General features: G+C 59.9%; 19 protein-coding genes, 1 tRNA gene and 1 riboswitch. Of the genes, 16 read left to right on the top strand and 4 right to left on the bottom strand.

The window, feature by feature from the left end; all coding sequences use genetic code 11:
* Positions 1–2 precede the first annotated feature (2 nt).
* The 4 genes from M5D89_RS06570 to M5D89_RS06555 all read left to right on the top strand — a co-directional run bounded on the left by M5D89_RS06570 (position 3) and on the right by M5D89_RS06555 (position 3666).
* Complete coding sequence (locus M5D89_RS06570) at positions 3–1634, top strand: cytochrome ubiquinol oxidase subunit I (protein WP_248885033.1); 1632 nt, start codon at positions 3–5, stop codon at positions 1632–1634.
* Between the two features lie 45 nt (positions 1635–1679).
* On the top strand, positions 1680–2813 hold the full coding sequence (gene cydB / locus M5D89_RS06565) for a cytochrome d ubiquinol oxidase subunit II (RefSeq protein WP_248885032.1): 1134 nt from the start codon (positions 1680–1682) through the stop codon (positions 2811–2813).
* A 14-nt stretch (positions 2814–2827) separates the two neighbouring features.
* Positions 2828–3031 (top strand): hypothetical protein, encoded by a 204-nt coding sequence (locus tag M5D89_RS06560; RefSeq protein WP_248885031.1) that lies wholly within the window; start codon positions 2828–2830, stop codon positions 3029–3031.
* 173 nt (positions 3032–3204) lie between these two features.
* Positions 3205–3666 (top strand): hypothetical protein, encoded by a 462-nt coding sequence (locus M5D89_RS06555; RefSeq protein ID WP_248885030.1) that lies wholly within the window; start codon positions 3205–3207, stop codon positions 3664–3666.
* A gap of 7 nt (positions 3667–3673) precedes the next feature.
* Here the strand turns inward: M5D89_RS06555 and thiC are convergent, their stop codons facing one another.
* From thiC to guaB, 3 genes are all read right to left on the bottom strand, one after another.
* Positions 3674–5530, bottom strand: coding sequence for a phosphomethylpyrimidine synthase ThiC (thiC, locus tag M5D89_RS06550; RefSeq protein ID WP_248885029.1), 1857 nt, complete (start codon positions 5528–5530; stop codon positions 3674–3676).
* Positions 5531–5556: 26 nt separating this feature from the next.
* Positions 5557–5650, bottom strand: a riboswitch (TPP riboswitch).
* Positions 5651–6156: 506 nt separating this feature from the next.
* Complete coding sequence (gene guaA / locus M5D89_RS06545; RefSeq protein WP_248885028.1) at positions 6157–7764, bottom strand: glutamine-hydrolyzing GMP synthase; 1608 nt, start codon at positions 7762–7764, stop codon at positions 6157–6159.
* A gap of 6 nt (positions 7765–7770) precedes the next feature.
* Positions 7771–9231, bottom strand: coding sequence for an IMP dehydrogenase (gene guaB, locus M5D89_RS06540; protein WP_248885027.1), 1461 nt, complete (start codon positions 9229–9231; stop codon positions 7771–7773).
* Between the two features lie 164 nt (positions 9232–9395).
* Here guaB and M5D89_RS06535 point away from each other — a divergent pair, with 164 nt between their 5' ends.
* The 11 genes from M5D89_RS06535 (at position 9396) to M5D89_RS06485 (ending at position 21489) form a co-directional block, all read left to right on the top strand.
* Positions 9396–10466 carry an AbrB family transcriptional regulator gene (locus M5D89_RS06535; protein ID WP_248885026.1) on the top strand — a complete coding sequence of 357 codons (1071 nt, stop codon included), beginning with the start codon at positions 9396–9398 and terminating at the stop codon, positions 10464–10466.
* 85 nt (positions 10467–10551) lie between these two features.
* Complete coding sequence (pcnB, locus tag M5D89_RS06530) at positions 10552–11997, top strand: polynucleotide adenylyltransferase PcnB (RefSeq protein ID WP_248885025.1); 1446 nt, start codon at positions 10552–10554, stop codon at positions 11995–11997.
* A gap of 12 nt (positions 11998–12009) precedes the next feature.
* Complete coding sequence (locus tag M5D89_RS06525; RefSeq protein WP_248885024.1) at positions 12010–13284, top strand: tRNA nucleotidyltransferase/poly(A) polymerase family protein; 1275 nt, start codon at positions 12010–12012, stop codon at positions 13282–13284.
* On the top strand, positions 13254–13805 hold the full coding sequence (folK, locus tag M5D89_RS06520) for a 2-amino-4-hydroxy-6-hydroxymethyldihydropteridine diphosphokinase (protein ID WP_248885023.1): 552 nt from the start codon (positions 13254–13256) through the stop codon (positions 13803–13805). Before M5D89_RS06525 ends, folK begins: the two co-directional genes overlap by 31 nt.
* A complete protein-coding gene (locus tag M5D89_RS06515) occupies positions 13799–14392 on the top strand; it encodes a deoxynucleoside kinase (protein WP_248885022.1) in 594 nt (197 codons plus the stop codon). Before folK ends, M5D89_RS06515 begins: the two co-directional genes overlap by 7 nt.
* Complete coding sequence (gene panB / locus M5D89_RS06510; protein ID WP_248885021.1) at positions 14389–15174, top strand: 3-methyl-2-oxobutanoate hydroxymethyltransferase; 786 nt, start codon at positions 14389–14391, stop codon at positions 15172–15174. Before M5D89_RS06515 ends, panB begins: the two co-directional genes overlap by 4 nt.
* The gene (panC, locus tag M5D89_RS06505) at positions 15174–16007 is read left to right on the top strand and encodes a pantoate--beta-alanine ligase (RefSeq protein ID WP_248885020.1); all 834 of its coding nucleotides are present in this window, start codon (positions 15174–15176) and stop codon (positions 16005–16007) included. The genes panB and panC overlap by 1 nt, the downstream gene beginning before the upstream one ends.
* Positions 16004–19831 (top strand): DUF3683 domain-containing protein, encoded by a 3828-nt coding sequence (locus M5D89_RS06500; protein WP_248885019.1) that lies wholly within the window; start codon positions 16004–16006, stop codon positions 19829–19831. Before panC ends, M5D89_RS06500 begins: the two co-directional genes overlap by 4 nt.
* Positions 19828–20502, top strand: coding sequence for a DUF1275 family protein (locus M5D89_RS06495; RefSeq protein ID WP_248885018.1), 675 nt, complete (start codon positions 19828–19830; stop codon positions 20500–20502). The genes M5D89_RS06500 and M5D89_RS06495 overlap by 4 nt, the downstream gene beginning before the upstream one ends.
* Entirely contained in the window at positions 20486–20872 is a 387-nt protein-coding gene (locus M5D89_RS06490) for a Smr/MutS family protein (protein WP_248885017.1), read from the top strand. The genes M5D89_RS06495 and M5D89_RS06490 overlap by 17 nt, the downstream gene beginning before the upstream one ends.
* 5 nt (positions 20873–20877) lie before the next feature.
* The gene (locus M5D89_RS06485; protein ID WP_248885016.1) at positions 20878–21489 is read left to right on the top strand and encodes a class II aldolase/adducin family protein; all 612 of its coding nucleotides are present in this window, start codon (positions 20878–20880) and stop codon (positions 21487–21489) included.
* Positions 21490–21492: 3 nt separating this feature from the next.
* On the opposite strand, the gene M5D89_RS06480 is transcribed toward M5D89_RS06485, so the two are convergent.
* The gene (locus M5D89_RS06480; RefSeq protein ID WP_248885015.1) at positions 21493–21765 is read right to left on the bottom strand and encodes a hypothetical protein; all 273 of its coding nucleotides are present in this window, start codon (positions 21763–21765) and stop codon (positions 21493–21495) included.
* 131 nt (positions 21766–21896) lie between these two features.
* Between M5D89_RS06480 and M5D89_RS06475 the strand changes: the two genes are divergently transcribed.
* Positions 21897–21986: transfer RNA gene (locus M5D89_RS06475), tRNA-Ser, on the top strand.
* The last annotated feature ends 1 nt before the right edge of the window (position 21987 follow it).

Below are 21987 nucleotides of genomic sequence, written 5' to 3'. Positions count from 1 at the left end.
TCATGGATATGCTCATCAATCCGACGGTAGTGGAGCTGTCGCGCATGCAGTTCGCGTTGACGGCCTTGTATCACTTTCTCTTCGTCCCCCTCACCCTGGGACTCACTTTCATCCTGGCCACCATGGAAACGGTGTATGTGGTGACAGGAAAACAAATCTACAGGGAGATGACCCAATTCTGGGGCAAACTCTTCGCCATCAACTTCGCCCTCGGTGTTGCCACCGGCCTGACCATGGAATTCGAATTCGGCACCAACTGGTCAATGTATTCGCACTTCGTTGGTGACATCTTCGGTACTCCGCTGGCTATCGAAGGACTCATGGCCTTCTTCATGGAATCCACGTTCGTGGGCGTCATGTTTTTCGGCTGGGACCGCATGTCTCCCAAGGCACACCTCGTGGTTACCTACCTCGTGGCCCTGGGTTCTAACCTTTCTGCACTGTGGATTCTGATTGCCAATGGCTTCATGCAGGACCCGCAGGGTGGCACCTTTGATCCCAACACCATGCGCATGCAGTTCACCAGCTTCGTGGGTCTGATCTTCAACCCGGATGCCCAGGCGAAGTTCGTACACACCTCCATCGCTGGTTTTGTGACCGGCGCGATGTTCGTCATGGCCGTGTCGGCCTACTACCTGCTAACCAAAAAGCGGCGCGATATTGCCTTGCGCTCGTTTCGATTAGCAGCGATCTTTGGTGTGATTTCCACCGTGGGCGTGATCACCCTGGGAGATGCCTTGGGCTATATTGACGCCCACGCACAACCAGCCAAATTGGCGGCCATGGAAGCCATCTGGCAAACAGATCCACACCCCGTTTCTGCATCTTGGAATCTGATCGCCTTTCCCAGCCGCACAGAGCAGAAAAATCTGTTTGAAATTGGTATCCCTTACGTGTTGACCCCCCTATTGACACATAGTGAGGACACCGTCATCCCGGGGATCAAGCAACTGGAGCAGGATGCCAAGCCTAAAGTTGAGAATGGCATCAAGGCGATGATTGCCCTCAAGGCCTATAATGCCGACCACAGTGATACAGCCGCCCTGGCCACCTTCAAGCAGTATGAGAAGGACATGGGTTATGGCTTTCTAGCCAAGGAATTTGCGCCGGATCAGGATCTCGCCAACGTCAATGCCAGCAACCTGCCCAGTGTCTTGGACAAAACGGCCAAGGCGACGATTCCCAATGTCTGGGTAGAATTCTGGGCCTTCCGCCTGATGGTGGCCGCCGGCTTCTTCATGCTGGTGCTCTTCGCCTTCGCTGCGTACTACAGCCTGAAGAACGAAATCGAGAAACATCCCCTGTTCCTCAAAATCGCCCTGTGGAGCGTGCCCCTACCCTGGATTGCCTGTGAATTCGGCTGGATTACGGCCGAGAATGGGCGGCAACCCTGGACTGTCTACGGCTGGCTGCCCACCTTCGTGTCCGCCTCCAGTCATAGTGTCGCTTACATGATCTTCTCACTGATCGGCTTCGCACTGCTCTACAGCACCTTCATCGCGGTCGAGCTGTACCTGATGTTCAAGTACGCGCGCTTGGGGCCACAGGACAGCCATCATGGCGAAGAACCCGTAGCCGGTGGTGGCATGGCGGGACAGCCCGCCTTTGCCAAAGCGAGCTTGGATCGATCCTGATAACCGCTGGCGAGGCGACAAGCCTCGCCACACTAGGAGCCAAATATGGATGCATATGTTTTTCTAAAAGTGTTGTGGTGGTTGCTCCTCGGCGTCTTGCTCATGGGCTTGGCCATCATGGTCGGCATGGATATGGGGGTAGGCGCATTGATGCGCTTTGTCGGCAAGACCGATAGCGAGCGTCGTGAGGCGCTGAACATCGTCGGGCCGCACTGGGATGGCAATCAGGTCTGGTTCATTCTGGGCGGTGGCGCGATCTTTGCTGCTTTCCCAAGCCTCTATGCCACATCCTTCTCCGTCTTCTACATTGTCATGATTCTGCTCCTGTTCAGCATGATCATGCGCCCGGTGGCCTTCGAATACCGGTCCAAGGTACCGACGCAGAAGTGGCGCGCAACCTGGGATTGGGTGTTTCTGATTTCCGGTGCCTTGCCCATGATCATTTACGGCGCAGCCATCGGGAATATTCTCGAAGGGGTAGGCTTCCACTTTGGCTGGGACGGGCAGTACTACCAGACGGAATCCTTTATTTGGTATCTGCTCAATCCCTTTGCCATCCTGTGTGGCGTGCTGGCGCTCAGCATGGCCCTATATCAAGGGTCGGCCATGCTGATGATTCGCGGCGTGGACCCGATCTACAGCCGCGCGAAGAATATCGGCTCCATTGCGGGGCTGGTCAGCGTCGCGCTCTTCATCATTGGTGGGGTCTGGATCAGCACCATGACCGGCTATGCACTGCACGACGCTACTCCGGGTGCGCCAGCCAATATCTCGGCGGCGCAGAATGTCACGCGGGAGATAGGCGCTTGGTTGAACAACTACCACAGCACGCCTATCCTCTGGGTCGTTCCGTTGATCGGCATTATCGCCATGCTCGCGGGATCGTTCGCCATGCGCGCCAAAAAGGCTGTCCTCGCCTGGTGGTTGGGCGCCCTCGCCTGGATTGGGATTCTCGGCACCGTGGGGGTATCGATGTTCCCCTTCCTGATGCCTTCCAGCGATAACCCGGCCCAGAGCATTACCATCTGGAATGGTACCGGCAGCCAGTACAACCTGATCTGGATGACCATCTTCACAGCGATCTTCGTCCCCACCATCCTGGCTTACACCACCTGGTGCTTCAACGTCATGCGCGGCAAGGTCAAGGCACCTTCTGCCCATGACGATCACGCCTACTGAGAGGAGGAACTATCATGAAAGGCTTTCTTACCTTTATCGTTGGCGCGGTGCTCATCGCCTTTGCCCTCTTTCTGGCAGTGATTACCGGTGACTATGGCCCCTGGTACTTCGCCTGGCTCGTGGGTACCACCATGATCGTGCTGATCTCTGCTGCTGGCGCCGCCATGTTCGACCGCCAGGACGAAGAGCTGGATCAGAAAGGCATCTCATCGCGCTAGGAGGCGACCATGCACTACACCGACTTGGAAGACCTGATCTTTTTCTTGCCTGTTTTGTATCTGGGCATTGTCGGGATCATGTATCTCTACACCCGCAAACGCTTCAAGTAGCAACAAGTTCCATCGGTAGCGTATCCTTGGGGGCCTTCGGGCCCCTTTTTTTGGAGGAAATGATGCCACAGCTTGCCATTTGGCAGTTTTTTCACCTGATCGCGCTCTTTTACTGGATTGGCGGTCTGGTCTTCCTCGGCTTTTATCTCTTGCCCCGCTGGACACGGCAAGAGCACCGAGTCGAGTCCTGGCTGCTCTTGCAGCAGGCTATACAGGCATTCTCCCTGGGAGGCATCTTTGCCGCCCTGCTCCTATTGCTGAGTGGCTACGCAATGGTCATGAGCATCGGCGGTTTTGCGCACCTGGGGCCGGCCGTGTGGATCATGGTGGTGCTGGGAACCATCGCGGCCCTCGGCGCCTTCCACCTCAATTTTGCGCCGATGAAACGCCTGCGCCGCGCCCTGAACGGACAGGACTGGGCGAGCGCCGCAAAGGCACTGGCGAGCTACGGGCGCTTTGCCCGCTTTCTCGCCGCCCTTGCGTTGATTTTGACCTTCGTCGGCGTCCTGGGCGTATATCTTTGAACGCAGCTTAGGATTTGAGGTAGATATTCTGCCCTAGGCGCTGAAAATCGGCCGATTTTTCCTGCATTCCGCGCTGAGCGTATTCCTGCAGGTCCTGGGTAATTTTCATCGAGCAGAAATGCGGTCCGCACATGGAGCAAAAGTGCGCCAGCTTGGCCCCCTCCTGGGGTAGAGTTTCATCGTGGAAGGCCTGGGCCTTTTCGGGGTCAAGGCCGAGATGAAACTGATCTGCCCAGCGGAATTCAAAACGCGCCTTGGATAGGGCGTTATCCCGCACCTGCGCGCCGGGATAACCCTTGGCAAGGTCGGCCGCGTGCGCGGCGAGTTTGTATGCCATCACCCCCTCGCGCACGTCATTCTTGTCGGGCAAGCCAAGATGCTCCTTTGGCGTCACGTAGCAGAGCATGGCGGTGCCATACCAACCGATCTGCGCAGCCCCAATGGCGCTGGTGATGTGGTCATAACCAGGAGCAATGTCGGTAGTCAACGGGCCCAAGGTGTAGAAAGGCGCCTCAAAACAATGCTGTAATTCCTCATCCATATTGGCGCGAATGCGCTGCATGGGTACGTGCCCCGGCCCTTCGATCATTACCTGCACATCCTGCTCCCAAGCAATCTTGGTCAGCTCCCCAAGGGTATGCAGCTCGGCGAATTGCGCTTCATCATTGGCATCGGCAATGGAACCGGGACGCAGACCATCCCCTAGGGAAAAACTTACATCATAGGCCTGCATGATCTCGCAGATCTCGGCGAAATGGGTATAGAGGAAGTTCTCTTGATGATGCGCCAGGCACCATTTGGCCATGATCGAGCCGCCACGGGAAACGATACCGGTGAGGCGGTTGGCCGTCAGGGGTACATAACGCAGGAGCACCCCCGCATGGATGGTGAAATAATCCACCCCCTGCTCGGCCTGTTCGATGAGGGTGTCGCGGAACAGCTCCCAAGTCAGCTCTTCAGCCTTGCCATCGACCTTTTCCAGGGCCTGATAGATGGGCACCGTACCGATGGGCACCGGAGAATTGCGCAGGATCCACTCCCGTGTCTCGTGGATGTGCTTACCCGTAGAGAGATCCATGACCGTATCCGCACCCCAGCGGATGGCCCAAACCATCTTCTCCACCTCTTCGGCAATGGAACTCGTCACCGCCGAATTGCCGATATTGGCGTTGATCTTGACGCGGAAATTGCGCCCAATGGCCATCGGCTCCAGCTCAGGATGATTGATATTGGCCGGAATGATAGCCCGTCCACTCGCCACTTCATCGCGCACGAAGTCCGGCGTGAAGCGCTCCGGCAGACGCGCACCAAACCCTTCCCCGGCATGAGCTCGGAACAGTTCCGGATGACTCTCGCGCAAGGCGTCCCTGGCCTCATTCTCGCGAATGGCCACGAATTCCATCTCCGGCGTGACGATACCGCGGCGGGCGGCATGCATCTGGCTCACATTTCGGCCGGGGGCGGCACGACGAATCTCACTTCGGCGCTGAAAGCGAATCTGCGCCGTTTGCGGATCTTCCTGACGTTGCCGACCATAGGCCGAGGACGGTTCGAGACTGTGTACGATGGTCGTCGGCAAGACCCAGGGCCAGCGCCAGCGCAATGCCGGCAAACCTGCATGAATGTTGATCTCTGCTTCGGGATCGGTATAAGGCCCACTCACGTCATAAACAGGGATGACAGGATTTTCCAGCAGCGATCCGTCCCGCTGACGCGTAGGGGTCTGCGCAATCTCCCGGTGCGGAACACGCAAGTCTGGAAACAGCGTTCCGGCACTGTAGCCTTTGCGCGAGCCCGCGATGGGACCCGTAGTGATCTCATGTTCACTGGGGAGGATAGAAAGATCTTGGGGACGAGTTGCCATGACGTTCTCCTGTAGTCAGAGCGAACGCCAGAGATTGGCCGCTTCCCTACGCCGGTCTGAACCGGATCAGGTTCCAAGGGTACTTCTCAGCCCCCAAACGGGACGCCCCTAGCGTTCATTGCCTTGGAGCATAGTCTCGATGGCTGAGGAAAATCAAGAGCGAGGGGCACCTTCGATGGCAGAACGACACTCGGGTGTAGCCGCACCCCCTACGAAGTTACAAAAATAATCCTAAATCCGGCAGTTGCTCCTGCCGCTGAATCAGCATTAGTTGCCTGATAGGGTCAATATTTTCTATAGATGAGGGGACATCCAATGGGTGAGGATCAAAAGTGGCCGAAAAGGCCATTCCGTGGGGCGTAGAGGCAATGCGTCGATCAACGCATTCTTTTGACACCGCGTCATCGTAGAACGTGGGCCTCGCCCAACCAGACTCCGCGATGATTCGGTCAATCCCGGTGGCACGCAAGCCATTCAGGTAGAACCGTTCATTCGCGCTGCGCAGTATGCGCTTGCGCAGAGAGGGGGTCGAAGAAAGCACAGCCCTATAATAGACGAGTCTGTCTACATTGTTATCAAGGAGTTCCGTGCGATTCAGGCCACTCCAGGCATTACCAGACGTGGAATCATTCCCACTCAATCGTCGCTGGCGGCTTGGAGGAAATATCGTAGGTGACCCGGTTGATGCCGCGCACCTCGTTGATGATTCGGCTACTGACCTTTTTCAGAAGGCTGTATGGCAGCTCGGCCCAATCGGCAGTCATGAAGTCACTGGTCTGTACCGCGCGCAGGGCAACTACATAGTCGTAGGTACGCCCATCGCCCATCACCCCAACGCTCTTTACCGGCAGAAAGACGGCAAAGGCCTGGCTGGTCTGGTCATACCAACTTTCGCCGGTGTCGGGATCGATGGCGGCGCGCAGTTCGTCAATGAAGATCGCATCGGCGCGGCGCAGCAGATCGGCGTATTCCTGTTTGACCTCGCCCAGGATGCGGACGCCCAGGCCGGGGCCGGGAAAGGGATGGCGATAGACCATCTCCCGCGGCAGCCCCAAGGCCACCCCCAGCTCGCGCACCTCATCCTTGAACAGTTCGCGCAGGGGTTCCAAGAGCTGCAGGCCCAGTTGTTCCGGCAGCCCACCCACATTGTGGTGGCTCTTGATGGTGACGGCTTTCTTGCTCTTGGCACCACCCGACTCGATGACGTCGGGGTAGATGGTGCCTTGCGCGAGGAAAGTGGCGCCCGGGTGCCCCGGCCGGCCGGCCTGGAGTTCTTCAGCTTCCGCGCGAAAGACCTCGACGAAAAGACGACCGATGATCTTCCGTTTCTGCTCAGGATCACTGATCCCAGCGAGCTCACGCAAAAAGAGTGCGCTGGCATCGACACGGATGACCCGGGCCTGGAGCTTGCCCGCAAACATCTCCATAACCATGTCGCCTTCGTTCAATCGCAGCAGGCCGTGATCCACAAAAACGCAGGTGAGCTGATCGCCAATGGCGCGGTGGATGAGGGCGGCGGCGACACTGGAGTCCACCCCACCCGAGAGCCCGAGGATCACCTCCGCGTCTCCCACTTGGGCGCGGATGCGCTCCACGGCCTCGCTGACATAGTCCCCCATGATCCAATCGCCGCTGCAGCCGCAGATCTGGTGCACGAAGCGATGGAGCAGGGCCTTGCCCTGCCGGGTGTGGGTCACTTCCGGATGGAATTGCACTCCATAATAGCCGCGCGCTTCATCCGCCATCCCGGCGATGGGACAGCTGTCGGTGCTGGCCATGAGCTTGAAGCCCGGCGGCAGGGCGGTCACCTGATCGCCATGACTCATCCAGACCTGAAGCATACCGTAGCCCTCAGGGGTCTGAAAATCCTGAAGATCTTGCAAAAGGCGGGTGTGGCCGCGGGCACGCACCTCGGCGTAGCCAAATTCCTGATGGTCGGTCCAGCTCACCGCGCCGCCCAACTGCGCCGCCATGGTCTGCATGCCATAGCAGATCCCCAGCACCGGCACCCCCAGATCCCAGACGGTCCGGGGCGCGCGTAGGTCGTGGTCCTCATAGGTACTGCCGTGACTCCCCGAGAGGATGATACCCCGGGGCGCGAAAGCGCGGACCACGTCGTCACTCACGTCGCAGGGATGAATCTCGCAGTAGACATGGGCCTCGCGCACACGCCGGGCGATGAGCTGGGTGACCTGGGAACCAAAATCCAGGATCAGGATGCGTTCCGCACTCATGGATGCTTACTCCACCCGGTAGTTAGGGGCTTCTTTGGTAATGTGGACATCGTGCACGTGACTCTCGCGCACCCCAGCCTGGGTAATCTTGATGAACTGGGCCCGCTCTCGCAGCCGCTGCAGATCTGCCGCACCCAGGTAGCCCATGCTCGAGCGCAAGCCGCCGATCAATTGCTGGATGACCTGCCCCGCTGGCCCCTTGTAGGGCACCCGCCCTTCCACCCCTTCGGGCACCAACTTGGGCGCCTCGGGACTGCTGGCATCCTGGAAATACCGATCCGCCGAACCCTGCTGCATGGCCCCCAAGGAGCCCATGCCGCGGTAGGCCTTGAAGCTACGCCCCTGATAGAGCTCGATCTCGCCGGGGGCTTCATCGGTGCCCGCCAAAAGCCCGCCCACCATCACGCTGTGCGCACCGGCTGCCAAGGCCTTCGCAAAATCACCGGAAAAGCGTACCCCCCCGTCGGCAATGAGGGGCACGTCAGAACCTGCCAAGGCCTCGGCCACAAAGTTGATGGCCGTGACCTGCGGCACCCCCACGCCTGCCACCATGCGCGTCGTGCAGATGGAGCCTGGTCCAATCCCCACCTTGACCCCATCGGCGCCAGCATCTACCAAGGCGCGGGCCGCATCACCCGTGGCGATATTCCCGCCGATCACTTCCACCGCCGCAAATTGTTTTTTGATCCAGGCGACCCGGTCGAGCACCCCCTGACTATGGCCGTGGGCGGTATCGACGATGATCAAGTCCACCCCCGCATCCACCAGACGCTCTACCCGCTCTTCGGTGCCAGCGCCCACACCCACCGCTGCCCCAACCAGCAAGCGTCCCTGGACATCACGGCAGGCAAAGGGGTGTTCCGTCGCCTTGCTGATATCCTTGACCGTGATCAGGCCGCGCAGCTCGAATTGATCGTTCACGACCAGAATCTTTTCGATTCGATGTTGGTGCAGCAGATCCTTGGTGGCATCGAGACTGCTACCCTCCGCCACGGTCACGAGTCTCTCACGCGGGGTCATGACGCTGCTCACCGGGGCATCCATACGCGTCTCGAAACGGAGATCGCGATTGGTGACGATCCCTTCCAGACGTTCTCCCACCACCGGCACGCCGGAGATCCCATGCAGCGCCATGAGCTGCAGAACTTCGCGAATACTGGCTTCAGGGCGGGCGGTGATGGGGTCCTTGATGACCCCCGCTTCGAACTTCTTGACCCGCCGCACCTGGGCCGCCTGCTGCTCGGGGCTCATGTTCTTGTGGATGATGCCGATGCCCCCTTCCTGGGCCATGCAGATCGCCATGGCTGCCTCGGTGACGGTGTCCATGGCGGCCGAGAGCAGGGGAATGTTGATGGTCAGGCGACGACTCAGGCGGGTGCCAATGTGCACATCGCGGGGCAAGACAGCGGAATGGGCGGGGATAAGCAGGACATCATCAAAGGTCAGGGCTTCGCCAATCAGTTGCATCCGAGCTCCTCAAAACGAAAAGGGGCCGGGCAATTTTCGCACACCCAGCCCCGACAGGCATGACAGATGATAGCCATGCGGTAGAAAAAATGCCACTCCAGAGCGCTGGTATGCAGGATTTGATACTGATAGAGTCTCGGCCCTCTTGCTCAGGGAGAAAAACGATGGTCCTGCGCGGCATCAGCGGTCAACCTGGCACTTGGCTTCGCTGGACATTGCTGCTGTTTGGAAGTCTGCTCGCCTCCTGGCCCTTCTCGAACCTGCATATTCCCGCTGCCCCCCTGTTCGCCGCCCTGCTCTGCGCTGTGCTCCTCAATCTCTGGGACAGCGTGCCCTACGCACGGATGTTGCCGCGAAGCGGACAAGCGATTCTTGGACTGGAAATCGGGCTGCTCTTTAGCCATCAGGCGCTGATAGTCATTTTGCGACACTGGCTCCCCATTCTCGCGGTCAGCGCTGGCACCTTGCTCCTCAGTCTGGCTGCGGGGCTGATCTTCGGTCGCTGGGCGAAGGTCACGACCGGCACAGGCTTACTATCGATGACCGCGGGTGGCGCCGCGGGAATCACCGCCATTGCTCAGGAACTCGGCGCCGACATGGGGCTGGTGGCCATCCTCCAATATCTGCGCGTAATTCTCGTCATGCTGTCGTTACCGGCCGTCGTACTCTGGGTATTTGCCCAACCCATGCACACGCCAGTTTCCCTGGCTGAGGCGCATGCAAACTGGCTGGGCACCGTGCTTTTGCTCTTGCTCGCCTGGCTCGCCGTGCGGGTTGCCCTGCGCGTCCGCCTCACTGCCCCTTATCTCCTGGGCCCGCTTCTGGTGAGCATTGCCCTGACCGCATCGCAACATAGCCCCACTCCCGCCCTGCCCCACAGCCTGCTGTTCTTGGCCTATTTGCTGATAGGCTGGCAGGCCGGACTGCAGCTTTCCCTGGATCGACTGCGCAGTCATTTGCGGCTATTACCCCAAGCCATCATCCTGATTCTGATCTTGAATCTGCTCTGCGCCGTCCTTGGGGTCGTATTGGCCCAACTGGTTGGCGTCAGCGACCTGGACGGTTATCTCGCCACCGCGCCAGGAGCACTGTATGCGGCGGTGGCCGTCAGCATGGCCGCCCACGGTAATGTACTTTTTGTCCTGGGCACCCATCTATTGCGTTTATTGCTCATGCTTCTCATCATGCCCACATTGGTGCAACGATTGCGCAGCAGAGCCATTGCCAAGGAATGACGATCGTGCCGATCCCTCACTTCGATCCTGGTGCATTTTTCGGTTACACTGTGCGCGCCATTTGCCCAAGGGCTGGAAGAACACTTTGGTTTCTCTGAAACACTTTATTGCGTTGCAACTCGCCGAAGAACCGGTTGCCCCGCCTGCAGTGCAGTCACCAACGCCGGCGCTCCCCGCTGGCGCACGCGTCATTTCCCGCGAGCAGCATCGGATCTCGCGACGACAGATCAGTGATGCCGCACTGCAAGTGCTGAACGGCCTTCATCAAGCGGGTTATCAGGCCTACCTGGTCGGTGGCAGTGTGCGCGATCTGCTCCTGGGTCGAGAGCCCAAAGATTTCGACGTGTGCACGAATGCCCGCCCCGAGGAAGTACGCAAACTCTTTCGCCGCAATGCCCGCCTGATTGGCCGACGCTTCATCCTCGCGCATGTGCAATTTGGCCGAGAAATCATCGAGGTCGCCACCTTTCGCGGCAGCGGCAAGGATGAGCAGGCGCGCAGTGCCAGCGGCAGGATTCTTGCAGACAATGTCTACGGCAGCCTGGAAGAGGACGCCCAACGGCGCGACTTCACGGCCAATGCCCTGTACTACAATATCGCCGATCGCAGCATCATCGACTTTTGGGGCGCCTGGGAGGATATCGAGGCGCAGCGTTTACGTATGATTGGCGAGGCGGAAGAGCGCTTTCACGAAGATCCTGTGCGTATGTTGCGGGCCGCGCGTTTTGCCGCCAAACTGGGTTTTCAGCTTGATCCAGCCATCGAGGCAGCCATACCCCGTTGCCGCGAACTCCTGCGCGAGGTTCCTCCCGCGCGTCTGTATGAGGAAGTCGGCAAGCTCTTCCTAGCCGGCTTCGCGCAGCAGAGTCTTGCCACCTTGCAACGCCACGGTCTGTTCTCGGCCCTTTTCCCGCAGCTTGACGACGCACTAGGCCGAGAAGATCAGGGTGAAGCGCGGGAATTGGTCCGTCTTTCCCTGGACAACACCGACGCACGCGTAGCCGCCGGAAAATCGGTACATCCCGCCTTTCTCTTTGCTGCCCTGCTGTGGCCCGTCCTGCTGCTAGAGCAAGAGCGCTTGATGAGCGAAGACAAGCCGGAACTTGTAGCAATGCAACAAGCGGCGAGTCTGGTGCTGGAGGAAAATCGCGGGCAGATTGCCATTCCTCGCCGCTTCACCCTGACGATTCGGGAAATCTGGGATCTTCAGGCACGCTTTCATCGCCGTGGCGGGCGACGGCCTTATGCCCTGCTGGCCCACGAACGCTTCCGGGCGGCCTTCGATTTCCTCGTGCTACGCCGCAATGCCGGCGCTAATCTCGCACTACTCGCGGACTGGTGGCAACAGTTTCAGAGTGCCGATAACGATGGCCGCAAACAGCTGATAGAAGCAGCACATCAAGAGGATCGGGGGGCAGAACTTTCCCTTGGCCCTCTGCCGGCTTCGGAAGCCAAACGCGGCAAACGGCGACGGCGACGGCGTGGCCCCAGACAAAAATCGGAATCTGCCGTCACTGCAGAAGCCAACTAGCAGGGTTCACCATTGACCTGCAGTGTCGGCAAAAAGGACATCCTGCAGCGCATCGAGACCGTCTGGCCCCTCTCGCGTATTCAATCCTTACAGGTGCTTGGCGAGCAAGCGGCGGCGCAGGGTGCCGAGTTATATCTTGTTGGTGGAGTCGTGCGCGACCTGTTTCTAGCCCGTCCCAGCGAGGACTGGGACTTGGCGCTGGATGGCGATCTAGAACTTTTTCTGGACACCCTGGAACGGCTCGGGTATCGACTCCGCAAACGCTCCCTGTTCGGCACCGCGAGCCTGGTAGACGCAGAGGGTCTGCGCTGGGACTTGGCGCACTGTCGCGGCGAACGTTATGCCCGACCCGGGGCCCTACCAGAAGTCTTCCCTGCCGACATTCACAGCGATTTGTATCGCCGGGATTTCCGCTGTAACGCCATGGCTCTGGCGCTTTCCCCCGAGAGCTTCGGTACTTTGCTCGATCCATTTGGCGGTTTGGACGATATTGACCGGGGTGTTCTGGAAGTATTACACGCAAAGTCTTTTCAGGACGACCCCACCCGAGTACTCCGGGGTCTGCGCTTCTCCCTGCGTTTCAACTTCTCCCTGGGCACGGACGCGAAGAAACAACTGCAGGTTCTGCTGGCGGCGGATGGTTTCGCCAACGTCAGCGGAACTCGATTGTTCCGGGAAATCCAGATGCTGTTGGCTCTCCCAAACCTTGCATTCAATTTGCAGCAAATGGCGTGCTGGGGACTGGCTACCCTCCTACCCCCATTGCAAAGCCCTCCTGGTGATCTCTGGCCCGCCTTGCAGCGCTTGGAGGCGGCGCTGGAGCAATACCAACAAGCCTTTAGCGAATCGTTGCCGCAACCGGAGGCGGTTCTCCTTCTGCTCGCCGCCCTCAGCCCGCCGCCCCTGCGCGAGGAGTGCTGGCAGCATTGGCAATGGCGAGGTGACAAGCGCTGGCAGCGCGACCTCGCATCGCTGCCCGCAAAACTGCCTGGCCCCGATGCCGCAGCACAGGCCCGCTATTGGCAGAAATGGGCGCCCGCGGGTATTCTGTGCGCCTTGGCTCTGCAGGAGGAGCCAGAGTTGACCGCATCGGCGTGGCAGTACCTGCGCAGATGGCGCTGGCAGAAAGTACCGGTGGATGGACGGGATTTACTGGCTTGGGGAATTGCTCCGGGACCGGAACTTGGCTCACTGCTTACCACGCTGCAAAACGCCGTCTGGAATGGTGCCTTTGACGACAAGGACGGAGCCCGGCGTTGGCTGACACAACAGAACCTATTGCCGTAATTGCCTGGGTAGGCATGGGCAGCAATCAGCAAGAACCTCGCTTCCAGGTTGCGCGGGCGCGTAGCGCTTTAAATGGCCTGCCAGAAACCCGTTTGGCTTGGGTCTCCCAAGACTACCTCTCGGAACCTATTGGCGGTGTCGCCCAAGCCCCGTTCGTCAATGCTGTGGCCCGCCTCGAAACCCGCCTGAGTGCTGCCGAATTGCTGCGCGCCCTGCATCAGATCGAAGAAGGGGCGGGACGACGGCGCGCGGTGGAACTGGTCTGGGGGCCGCGGGTTCTGGACCTGGATCTCCTCCTCTACGGTGAATTGCAAAGCCAGGACAGCGGCCTGCGCTTACCCCATCCAGAAATTGCGCACCGTGCGTTCGTCTTGCGGCCATTGGCGGACTATGACGCACAAATGGCCATTCCCGGCTTGGGCACCATCGCCGAGCTGCTCCCGGCGGTGGCCGAACAAAAGCTCTGGCCCCTGCCAGCCGAGGCAGACGACAGTACGAGAGGCCTGCGGCAGTCATGTTGATTGTCTGCGAAGGCCCCATGGGCGCTGGCAAAACCAGCCTTACCCGCATACTTGCGCAACATTTTCAGGCGAGCCAATGCCTGGAAACTCCGGGTGACAACCCTTTTTTGGCGGAGCTCTATCGCGGCCACCGGCACGCGCTGGCTACGGAATTGCATTTTTTGCTCCAACGCCAACAACAATGGCAGACACTGCCAGCAACCCTGTGTTTCAGCGATCATGGCCCAGACAAGGATCTGCTCTTCAGTGCGCAAACCCTGGATGCGCAGGAGCGCGAGCTCTATCTGCGCATTCGCGCCGAGATCTTGCCCCAAACGCCCAACATTGCACTGATGATCTTTCTCGACGCCCCGGTGGACACGCTGTATGCCCGCATTGCCGCGCGCGGCGATCAATGGGATCAGGCGCTCACGCGGGATTATCTGGCCCAGATTCGGGCACGCTATGATGACTATTTTTCCCAATACGCCGGCAACTGTCTGGACCTGCGCGGACAGGATCTGGACTTCGTTGCCCGCGCGAAAGATGCTACAATCTTGACCGATTTAGTCGGGAATAAATTACACGAACTGGGGTGGCGGCAGTGAGCAAACGGATCGACAGCTGGACGTCGGCAAAGCTACGCGGGGAAAAGCGGGTATTGGTCACCGCTTACGATTATCCCTTCGCCCGCCTGGCAGAAGAGGCGGGAATCGATGGCGTGCTGGTGGGTGATTCCCTGGGCATGGTGGTACAGGGACATCGCGATACGCTGCAAGTGACGCTGGAGCAAATGGCCTACCATACCGAAATGGTGGCGCGCGCCTGCAGCCATACCTTGGTTTTTGCCGATCTCCCGTTAGGCAGCTACGAAGAAAGCCCGGCGCAGTGCTGGCGTTCTGCCAGCACCCTGCTGCGTGCTGGTGCCGAGGTTATCAAATGGGAGGGCGGCTTGGAGTTCCGCGAGCATTTGGAATTTTGCGCTGCCCGTGGTCTGAATGTTTGTGTGCATCTTGGTCTCACCCCACAACGCCTGCGCCAGTGGGGCGGCTTTCAGCGTCAGGGGACAACCCCGGAAGCCGCCGACCGCTTAGCGAAAGAGGCCCTGACCCTAGCGCAATCCGGAGCGCGTTTTCTCTTGCTCGAGGCCGTACCGGCCGATCTTGCCGCCCAGATCAGTGCCGAAAGCCCCATTCCGGTCATTGGCATCGGCGCCGGTCCCAGTACCGACGCCCAGGTTCTGGTCCTGCATGATGTTCTCGGTTTCGGCAAGGCCCCGCCCTTTGCCCGCGCCTTCGTCGACGGGGCAGACCTGCTGCGTAGGGGACTGGCAGACTACGCGCAAGCAGTGCGCGAGCAACACTTTCCCACTGCGACGAGAAAACGCTGATGCCTCTGCTGCGCGATCCCAGCAGCCTGCGCAAGTGGCGACAGCAACTGCAAGGCAGCTTGGCCTTCGTGCCCACCATGGGGCATCTCCATGCCGGGCACCTGGCCTTGTTTCGCTTGGCGCAGGCGCGCGCCGAACAGGTCCTCGTCAGCATTTATGTCAATCCTTTGCAGTTTGGGCCCGGTGAAGATTTTGACAGCTATCCGCGCAGCCTGGATGAGGACTTGCACAAGCTTGGCGAAGCCGGGTGTACGGCAGTGTTCGTACCAACGGATCAGGACCTCTACCCCAATGGACCGCTCGCACAGACCCAGGTCGAGCCGCCGGCACGACTCAGCGATATCCTCTGTGGCGTGCAACGCCCGGGGCATTTCCGTGGCGTCGCAACCATTGTCCTCAAGCTGTTGCACCTGGTAGCGCCAGACATGCTTGTGCTAGGGGAAAAGGACTACCAGCAATACCGCATCGTGCAGCAGATGCTGGTCGATCTGAACCTGTCCACACAACTGCTCTGTGGGCCCACGCAACGGGAGCCTGATGGTCTGGCGATGAGTTCGCGCAACACCCGGCTGTCACCGGAACAACGGGCCATCGCGCCAGCCCTGGCGGCCGAACTGCGCCAGCTCTGCCGACTCCCAGCCAACAACGCCGCAGAGAGCAGCGCCGAGGCATCTGCTGAACGTCTGCGCCAGGCAGGTTTTGCCCTGGATTATCTGGAGCTGCGCGATAGTGAGACGCTACAGCCCCTCTCCCACACCCAGCCCGGCGCACGCTGGTTCGCTGCAGCACGCCTGGGGCCCGTGCGCCTCATCGACAACATGGTGATTCCATGAGTGAACGGCGGGAAATTCCCTACAACTACACCTCGTTCTCCGATCAGGAAATCGTTGCCCGTTTTCTTGGCCCCGATGCCTGGGTCACCCTGGAAAAGCTGCGTGAGCAGCGGGTCACCGGGCGTTCGGCGCGGATGTTGTTTGAAGTCCTGGGCGATCTCTGGGTCGTGGCGCGCAACCCGTATCTGCAGGAAGATCTGGCCTCCGACAGCAAGCGACGTAAGGCCCTGTGGCAGGCGCTGGATCATCGTCTGGACGAAATTGCCAACCGCGCGGAGGAGAATCCCCTGGTCCTGCAGCTCCTGGACCGGTGTCGCGGGGCGAAGGAACGATTCATTCGCGACCTTGCCGCCGAAGCCGATCTACGCAAGCGGGCGGCCAAAGCCTTCGCCAAGGTCAGTCCCAAAGACCATGTCGATTTCAGCCCTTATGCCCGCGTCGCCCATGTGACCGATGCCTCGGACTGGCGGGTGGAATTGCCTCTGGTCGTTCTGTATCCGGCAACAGAGGCAGAACTGGCGGCCCAAGTCCGTATCTGCCGCGAGCTGCGACTGGCCATCATTCCGCGCGGTGGCGGTACCGGTTATACCGGCGGGGCCATTCCTTTGACTCCACTGAGCGCCGTCATCAATACCGAGAAACTGGATCAACTGTCCGCCATTACCGAAGTCACTCCCCCCGGGTGTGCCGTTCCGGTCTCTGCCGTGGAAGCGGGCGCCGGGGTGGTGACCAAAGCCGTCGCCGACCTTGCCGATAGTGCCGGACTCGTCTTTGCCGTTGACCCCACCTCGATGGATGCCTCCACCATTGGCGGCAACATCGCCATGAATGCGGGCGGCAAGAAGGCCGTGCTCTGGGGAACCGCCCTCGACAACCTACTCTCCTGGCGCATGGTCATGCCCGACGGCAACTGGCTGGAGGTGGAGCGACTGGAGCACAACCTGGGCAAGATTCACGATCAGGAACGGGTCCGCTTTCGCATTACTCGCTACCAGCAGGATGGGAAAACGATACTGGGAGAGCCGGAACTCCTCGAACTTCCGGGACAGTCCTTTCGGAAAATTGGGCTGGGAAAAGATGTCACCGATAAGGCCCTGGGTGGCCTGCCGGGCATTCAGAAAGAAGGTTGCGACGGCATCATCACCTCGGGGCGGTTCCTGCTCCATCGCCTGCCCAAGCAGATCCGTACTGTCTGTCTGGAGTTTTATGGTAAAGATCTGGAGCCGGCTGTTGCCGCCATTGTCGAGGTCAAAAATTACGTCGAGTCCCTGCCCAATGTTCTATTGACCGGCTTGGAGCATCTGGACGAGCGCTATATCAAGGCGGTGAAGTACAGCAACAAGGCGCCACGCCGCGAGCGGCCACGGATGTTGCTGCTGGCCGACCTTGCGAGTGACGACAGCGATGCCGTCGGGGCAGCGGCCTCGGCGGTGGTACGCCTAGCGAATATCCGTGGTGCCGAGGGTTTCATTGCCACCACAGCAGAGTCGCGACGCCGCTTTTGGGCCGATCGCAGCCGCACTGCCGCCATCGCTGCTCACACCAATGCCTTCAAAATCAATGAAGACGTGGTCATCCCCCTCGATCGCCTGGGGGAATATACGCGCGCGGTAGAACGCCTCAATATCGAACAGTCCATTTCCAACAAGCTGCACATTATCGCTGCCTTGGCGCAGTATCTGCGCGGGGATTTGCCGGAACTGCGGCGGGTCAAGGATTTTGCGGATACCGAGGAAGAACGCGCCATTGTCGAGAGCAAACGACAAGCGGCCCTGAACCTGCTGGAGATGGTGGAACACCGCTGGCAAGGCTATCTTGCGCACCTGGACCAGCCCGCTACGGCGCTGCTATCCGCCCTGCCAGCGGAGGAACAGGCTGGCCTGGATTTGCAGCAAAGTTTGCTGCAGTTGCTCTTGCGCCGGGATCTGCGCATCAGCTACCGCGAAGCCATTGGCAAACCCTTGGAAGAGCTTTTTGCCGGCGAGCGCTTTACCGGCGTGCTTAGCGAAATTCGTCGCATTCACGAGGGCGTGCGGCGCACGCGCATCTTTGTCGCGCTGCATATGCATGCTGGCGATGGCAATATTCACACCAACATTCCGGTGCTGTCGTCGGATCGCGAGATGCTGCAGGAGGCCGACCGCGTTGTCGATCGCATCATGGATGTGGCGAAGGAACTCGGAGGGGTGATTTCCGGCGAGCATGGCATTGGTATTACCAAGATGCGCTGGCTGGAGCCGGAAAAAATCGCGGCTTTTGCCCAGTACAAGCAAGACGTTGATCCCGATGAAATCTTCAACCCCGGCAAGCTCTTGCCCGGTTCTGGACTCGACCGGGCCTACACTCCTTCCCTGCAACTGGTGGAGCAGGAGGCGCTCATTCTGGAGGCCAGCGAGCTCGATGCTCTGAATCGCGAAATCAAGGATTGCCTGCGTTGTGGCAAATGCAAGCCGGTTTGTATGACCCACGTACCGCGGGCCAATCTCCTCTACTCGCCGCGCAACAAGATCCTCGCCACGGGTCTTCTGATCGAGGCCTTCCTCTATGAAGAGCAGACGCGGCGCGGGGTATCGCAGCAGCATTTTCAGGCACTAGAGGATGTTGCGGACCACTGCACGACCTGCCACAAATGCCAGACCCCCTGTCCGGTGGATATTGATTTTGGTGAGGTCTCGGTCCATATCCGGAATCTGCTGCGCGCGCGCGGAGAAAAGACCTTCAGTGCCGGAACTCGTCTGGCCCTGCGTTACCTCAATGCCACAGAGCCGCAGACGGTGCATTTTCTCCGTCGCGGGGTGTTGCAGCCAGCCTATCAAGCCCAGGCCCTTGCCCACCGTCTGGCCAAGCCCCTCTTGCCCAAAGGGGAGGCACCCGCCAGCACCGGCAAGGCCGATATCCGTGCCGAGGTGATTCACTTTCTGCGCAAGCCGCTGCCCACAGACATGGGCGCGCAGACCATGCGGCAAATCCTCGGTATCGTCGATCACGAAACCGTGCCCATCCTGCGCGATCCGCAATGCGCACCCGATAGTGAGGCGGTGTTCTACTTTCCGGGTTGCGGCAGTGAGCGCTTGTTCAGCCAGATTGGCCTCGCCACCCTGGCCATGCTCTACCGCGTGGGGGTACAGACCGTGCTTCCCCCGGGCTATCTCTGCTGCGGCTACCCGCAGACCGCCGCTGGGCAGGAGGATAAGGGGCAGGAGATCTCGGTACGCAATCAGGTACTCTTCCATCGCGTTGCCAACACATTGAATTACCTGGATATCAAGACCGTAATCCTATCCTGCGGCACCTGCATGGATCAGCTACTCAAATATCAGTTCGAGCAGATCTTTCCGGGCTGCCGCTTGCTCGATATCCATGAGTTCCTGCTGGAAAAGGGCGTGCGCATGGAAGGCGTTTCGGGAGTGCAGTATCTCTACCATGATCCCTGCCACAGCCCGATGAAAACCTACAAACCCTTGACCGTTGCCGAAACCTTGCTGGGGCAGCCGGTACGCGGCTCGGAACGCTGTTGCGGCGAGGCCGGCACCCTGGCCAGCAGCCGTCCAGACATCGCCACGCAGTTGCGTGCACGCAAGGAAGAGGTGCTGCACAGCGACATCCAGGCCTTGACCGGAGACAGCAAAGCCAGGGACGGCAACGTCAAGCTGCTGACTTCCTGCCCAGCCTGCCAGCAGGGTCTGGAGCGCTATCGTCTGGATACTGGCCTGGATACCGACTATATCGTGGTCGAGCTGGCCAAGGCGCAAATGGGGGATGACTGGGCGCGGCAATTCGCGGAAGAGGCCCGCCATGGCGGCATCGAGCGTGTCCTGCTGTGAATAGCGCCGTGCCTGCCAGTTTTGTGCGCGCCGATCTTCGTATTCAGTTGCTTTCCGCCATCGCCGCCGCGGCAGATGTGATGGCATTTCTGCGTTTCCACGACGTCTTTACCTCGGCCATGACGGGCAATCTTGCGCTCTTGGGGCTTGCCTTGGGGCAGGGACACCTCGCTCTGGCTACCCATTCCCTCTTTGCCCTCCTCGGTTTCATGCTTGGCGCTATCGTCGCCAGCGCCTTAGCAGAACGTCCCTTCTGGCAGGGCGAGCGCATCCTCCTCCTGGAACTGGTTGGGCTCCTGATTTTTGCCGGAGGCTGGTGGCTTTGGGGTTTTCCCACGGCAGGTGGGCAGCTGGCGGTGATGATCTTGGCCTCTGCTGCGGCTATGGGCGTACAGAGCGTCCTGGCGCGGCACATCAATGTGGCTGGCGTGCCATCGGTCGTATTCACCAACACCCTTACCAGCATTCTGATCAGTCTGACCCGGGCCGCACAGCAGCGGCAACGCCCCAGCTGGATGACCCTGCAACAGGTCGCGGCTCTTCTGGCCTATGCAGGTGGCGCTGTCCTCATTGCCACGCTGCTCTGGCTCAGCCCGGCCTGGGCGGTCAATTTGCCCTGGCTCACCCTGATCGTGGTCTGGATACTTGGCCGGCATGAAAACACCACCTGAGGATCGGGCATTGCCTGTAGTCCTCGACGGGGTCCTGGATCTGCATCAATTCCGCCCTGCCGAAGTCAACGATTTGGTGAGGGAATATCTGCGCAGCTGCCGCGCCGCCGGTATCCTGCAGCTGCGCATCATCCACGGCAAGGGCAAAGGTGTCCTCCGTCGGCGAGTGCATGATCTTCTCGCGGTAGAGCCCATGGTACGTGCCTTCGGGCTGGCGCAGGACCGCAGCAGCTGGGGAGCAACCTGGGTTGACTTGTATCCGGCAGATGTCACCCCCCCGGCGAAACGGCTTCCCCGGCAAACGGTAACGGCGCAGGCGCGTCCGCCATTCTGGTATCGCCTGTTACAATCCATCTTTGTACGCAAGTGAGTGCCATGGAAGAAGAAGGCGTCATCAAGTTTCAACTCCACTGGCAGGCGAGTGATCCCGCCCTGCCAGAGACCTTCCGCGAGCTCGAACTCTGGCGAACGCGCCTGCGCGCCATTGGCGGCATCGGCGCCGATCCCCGGCGCTATGGTGGAATTGGCTTTGGCAACTTGAGTCGACGTTGTGCCGAGGGGTTCTGGATCAGTGGCACCCAGACGGGGGAGTTACAACAGCTCGGGAGAGAGCACTACAGTCTGGTGGAGCGCTGGGACATTGCCGCCAACACGGTCTGGGCACGCGGACCCGTCGCTCCTTCTTCGGAGTCCATGAGCCATGCTGCCCTCTACGACAGGCGCCCCGATATTCACTGGGTATTCCACGTCCACATCCCAGAACTCTGGCGACGCGCGGCCGCACAGGATCTGCCGCGCACTCCCGCGGGCGTCGAGTATGGGACGCCGGAGATGGCGTTGGCGGTGCAGGATCTCGCCAGCAATGCCCCACTCCCCCTAGTACTCTGCATGACCGGTCACGAGGATGGGATTCTGGCAGCCGGCCAGAACGCAAATTCGTGTGGCGAAGCCCTACTGCGTGCGATCGCCCGCGCGCCGGCCAGCTAGTCCTTATTCCTGGATCACTTCCAGGGCGCCAGCTTCCAATAACGCCGCCTCGGCGATCGCCGCGGCCCGCGGATCAAAACCGCCGTAGATGGCGGCAATGGCAGGCTTTTCTGCAAACTCTGCGGCTTCCATCCGGGGCTTTTCACTCAGCAACAGCTGCAGCGCCGATTGCATTTCTTCCGGCGCCGACTGCAACTCGGCCAGTTCCTGTTCGATCTTCTGCAGTGCCTGTTGCATCTCATTGGCACTGGAAAACAACACCTTGACAATAAACACAGGGCCTCCGGCGGTAAGCATGGGAATTGCGCAATCATACGCAGGAAGCATCCGCGGAATCCAGGATCCCCGCCATAAGACCAGAAGACGAGATTCCCCGGCAGCGAGATTTTTCGTACACTGGGCGCCCCGGAGGTGTGGCAGAGCGGTTGAATGCACCGGTCTTGAAAACCGGCAGGGGTTCACGCCCCTCGTGAGTTCGAATCTCACCGCCTCCGCCAG

It is taken from the genome of Acidithiobacillus acidisediminis, assembly GCF_023277115.1.
Lineage (GTDB): Bacteria > Pseudomonadota > Gammaproteobacteria > Acidithiobacillales > Acidithiobacillaceae > Igneacidithiobacillus > Igneacidithiobacillus acidisediminis.
This window is presented reverse-complemented; position numbering and strand designations above follow the sequence as displayed.

What these genes read in the sequence shown, in the direction of transcription:
- panC (WP_248885020.1), top strand. Translation starts at nt 15,174, where the DNA reads ATGCCTCTGCTGCGCGATCCCAGCAGCCTGCGCAAGTGGCGACAGCAA.
- guaB (WP_248885027.1), bottom strand. Translation starts at nt 9,231, where the DNA reads ATGCAACTGATTGGCGAAGCCCTGACCTTTGATGATGTCCTGCTTATC.
- guaA (WP_248885028.1), bottom strand. Translation starts at nt 7,764, where the DNA reads ATGAGTGCGGAACGCATCCTGATCCTGGATTTTGGTTCCCAGGTCACC.
- M5D89_RS06485 (WP_248885016.1), top strand. Translation starts at nt 20,878, where the DNA reads ATGGAAGAAGAAGGCGTCATCAAGTTTCAACTCCACTGGCAGGCGAGT.
- M5D89_RS06570 (WP_248885033.1), top strand. Translation starts at nt 3, where the DNA reads ATGGATATGCTCATCAATCCGACGGTAGTGGAGCTGTCGCGCATGCAG.
- M5D89_RS06500 (WP_248885019.1), top strand. Translation starts at nt 16,004, where the DNA reads ATGAGTGAACGGCGGGAAATTCCCTACAACTACACCTCGTTCTCCGAT.
- M5D89_RS06490 (WP_248885017.1), top strand. Translation starts at nt 20,486, where the DNA reads ATGAAAACACCACCTGAGGATCGGGCATTGCCTGTAGTCCTCGACGGG.
- thiC (WP_248885029.1), bottom strand. Translation starts at nt 5,530, where the DNA reads ATGGCAACTCGTCCCCAAGATCTTTCTATCCTCCCCAGTGAACATGAG.
- M5D89_RS06560 (WP_248885031.1), top strand. Translation starts at nt 2,828, where the DNA reads ATGAAAGGCTTTCTTACCTTTATCGTTGGCGCGGTGCTCATCGCCTTT.
- cydB (WP_248885032.1), top strand. Translation starts at nt 1,680, where the DNA reads ATGGATGCATATGTTTTTCTAAAAGTGTTGTGGTGGTTGCTCCTCGGC.
- M5D89_RS06555 (WP_248885030.1), top strand. Translation starts at nt 3,205, where the DNA reads ATGCCACAGCTTGCCATTTGGCAGTTTTTTCACCTGATCGCGCTCTTT.
- M5D89_RS06515 (WP_248885022.1), top strand. Translation starts at nt 13,799, where the DNA reads ATGTTGATTGTCTGCGAAGGCCCCATGGGCGCTGGCAAAACCAGCCTT.
- M5D89_RS06535 (WP_248885026.1), top strand. Translation starts at nt 9,396, where the DNA reads ATGGTCCTGCGCGGCATCAGCGGTCAACCTGGCACTTGGCTTCGCTGG.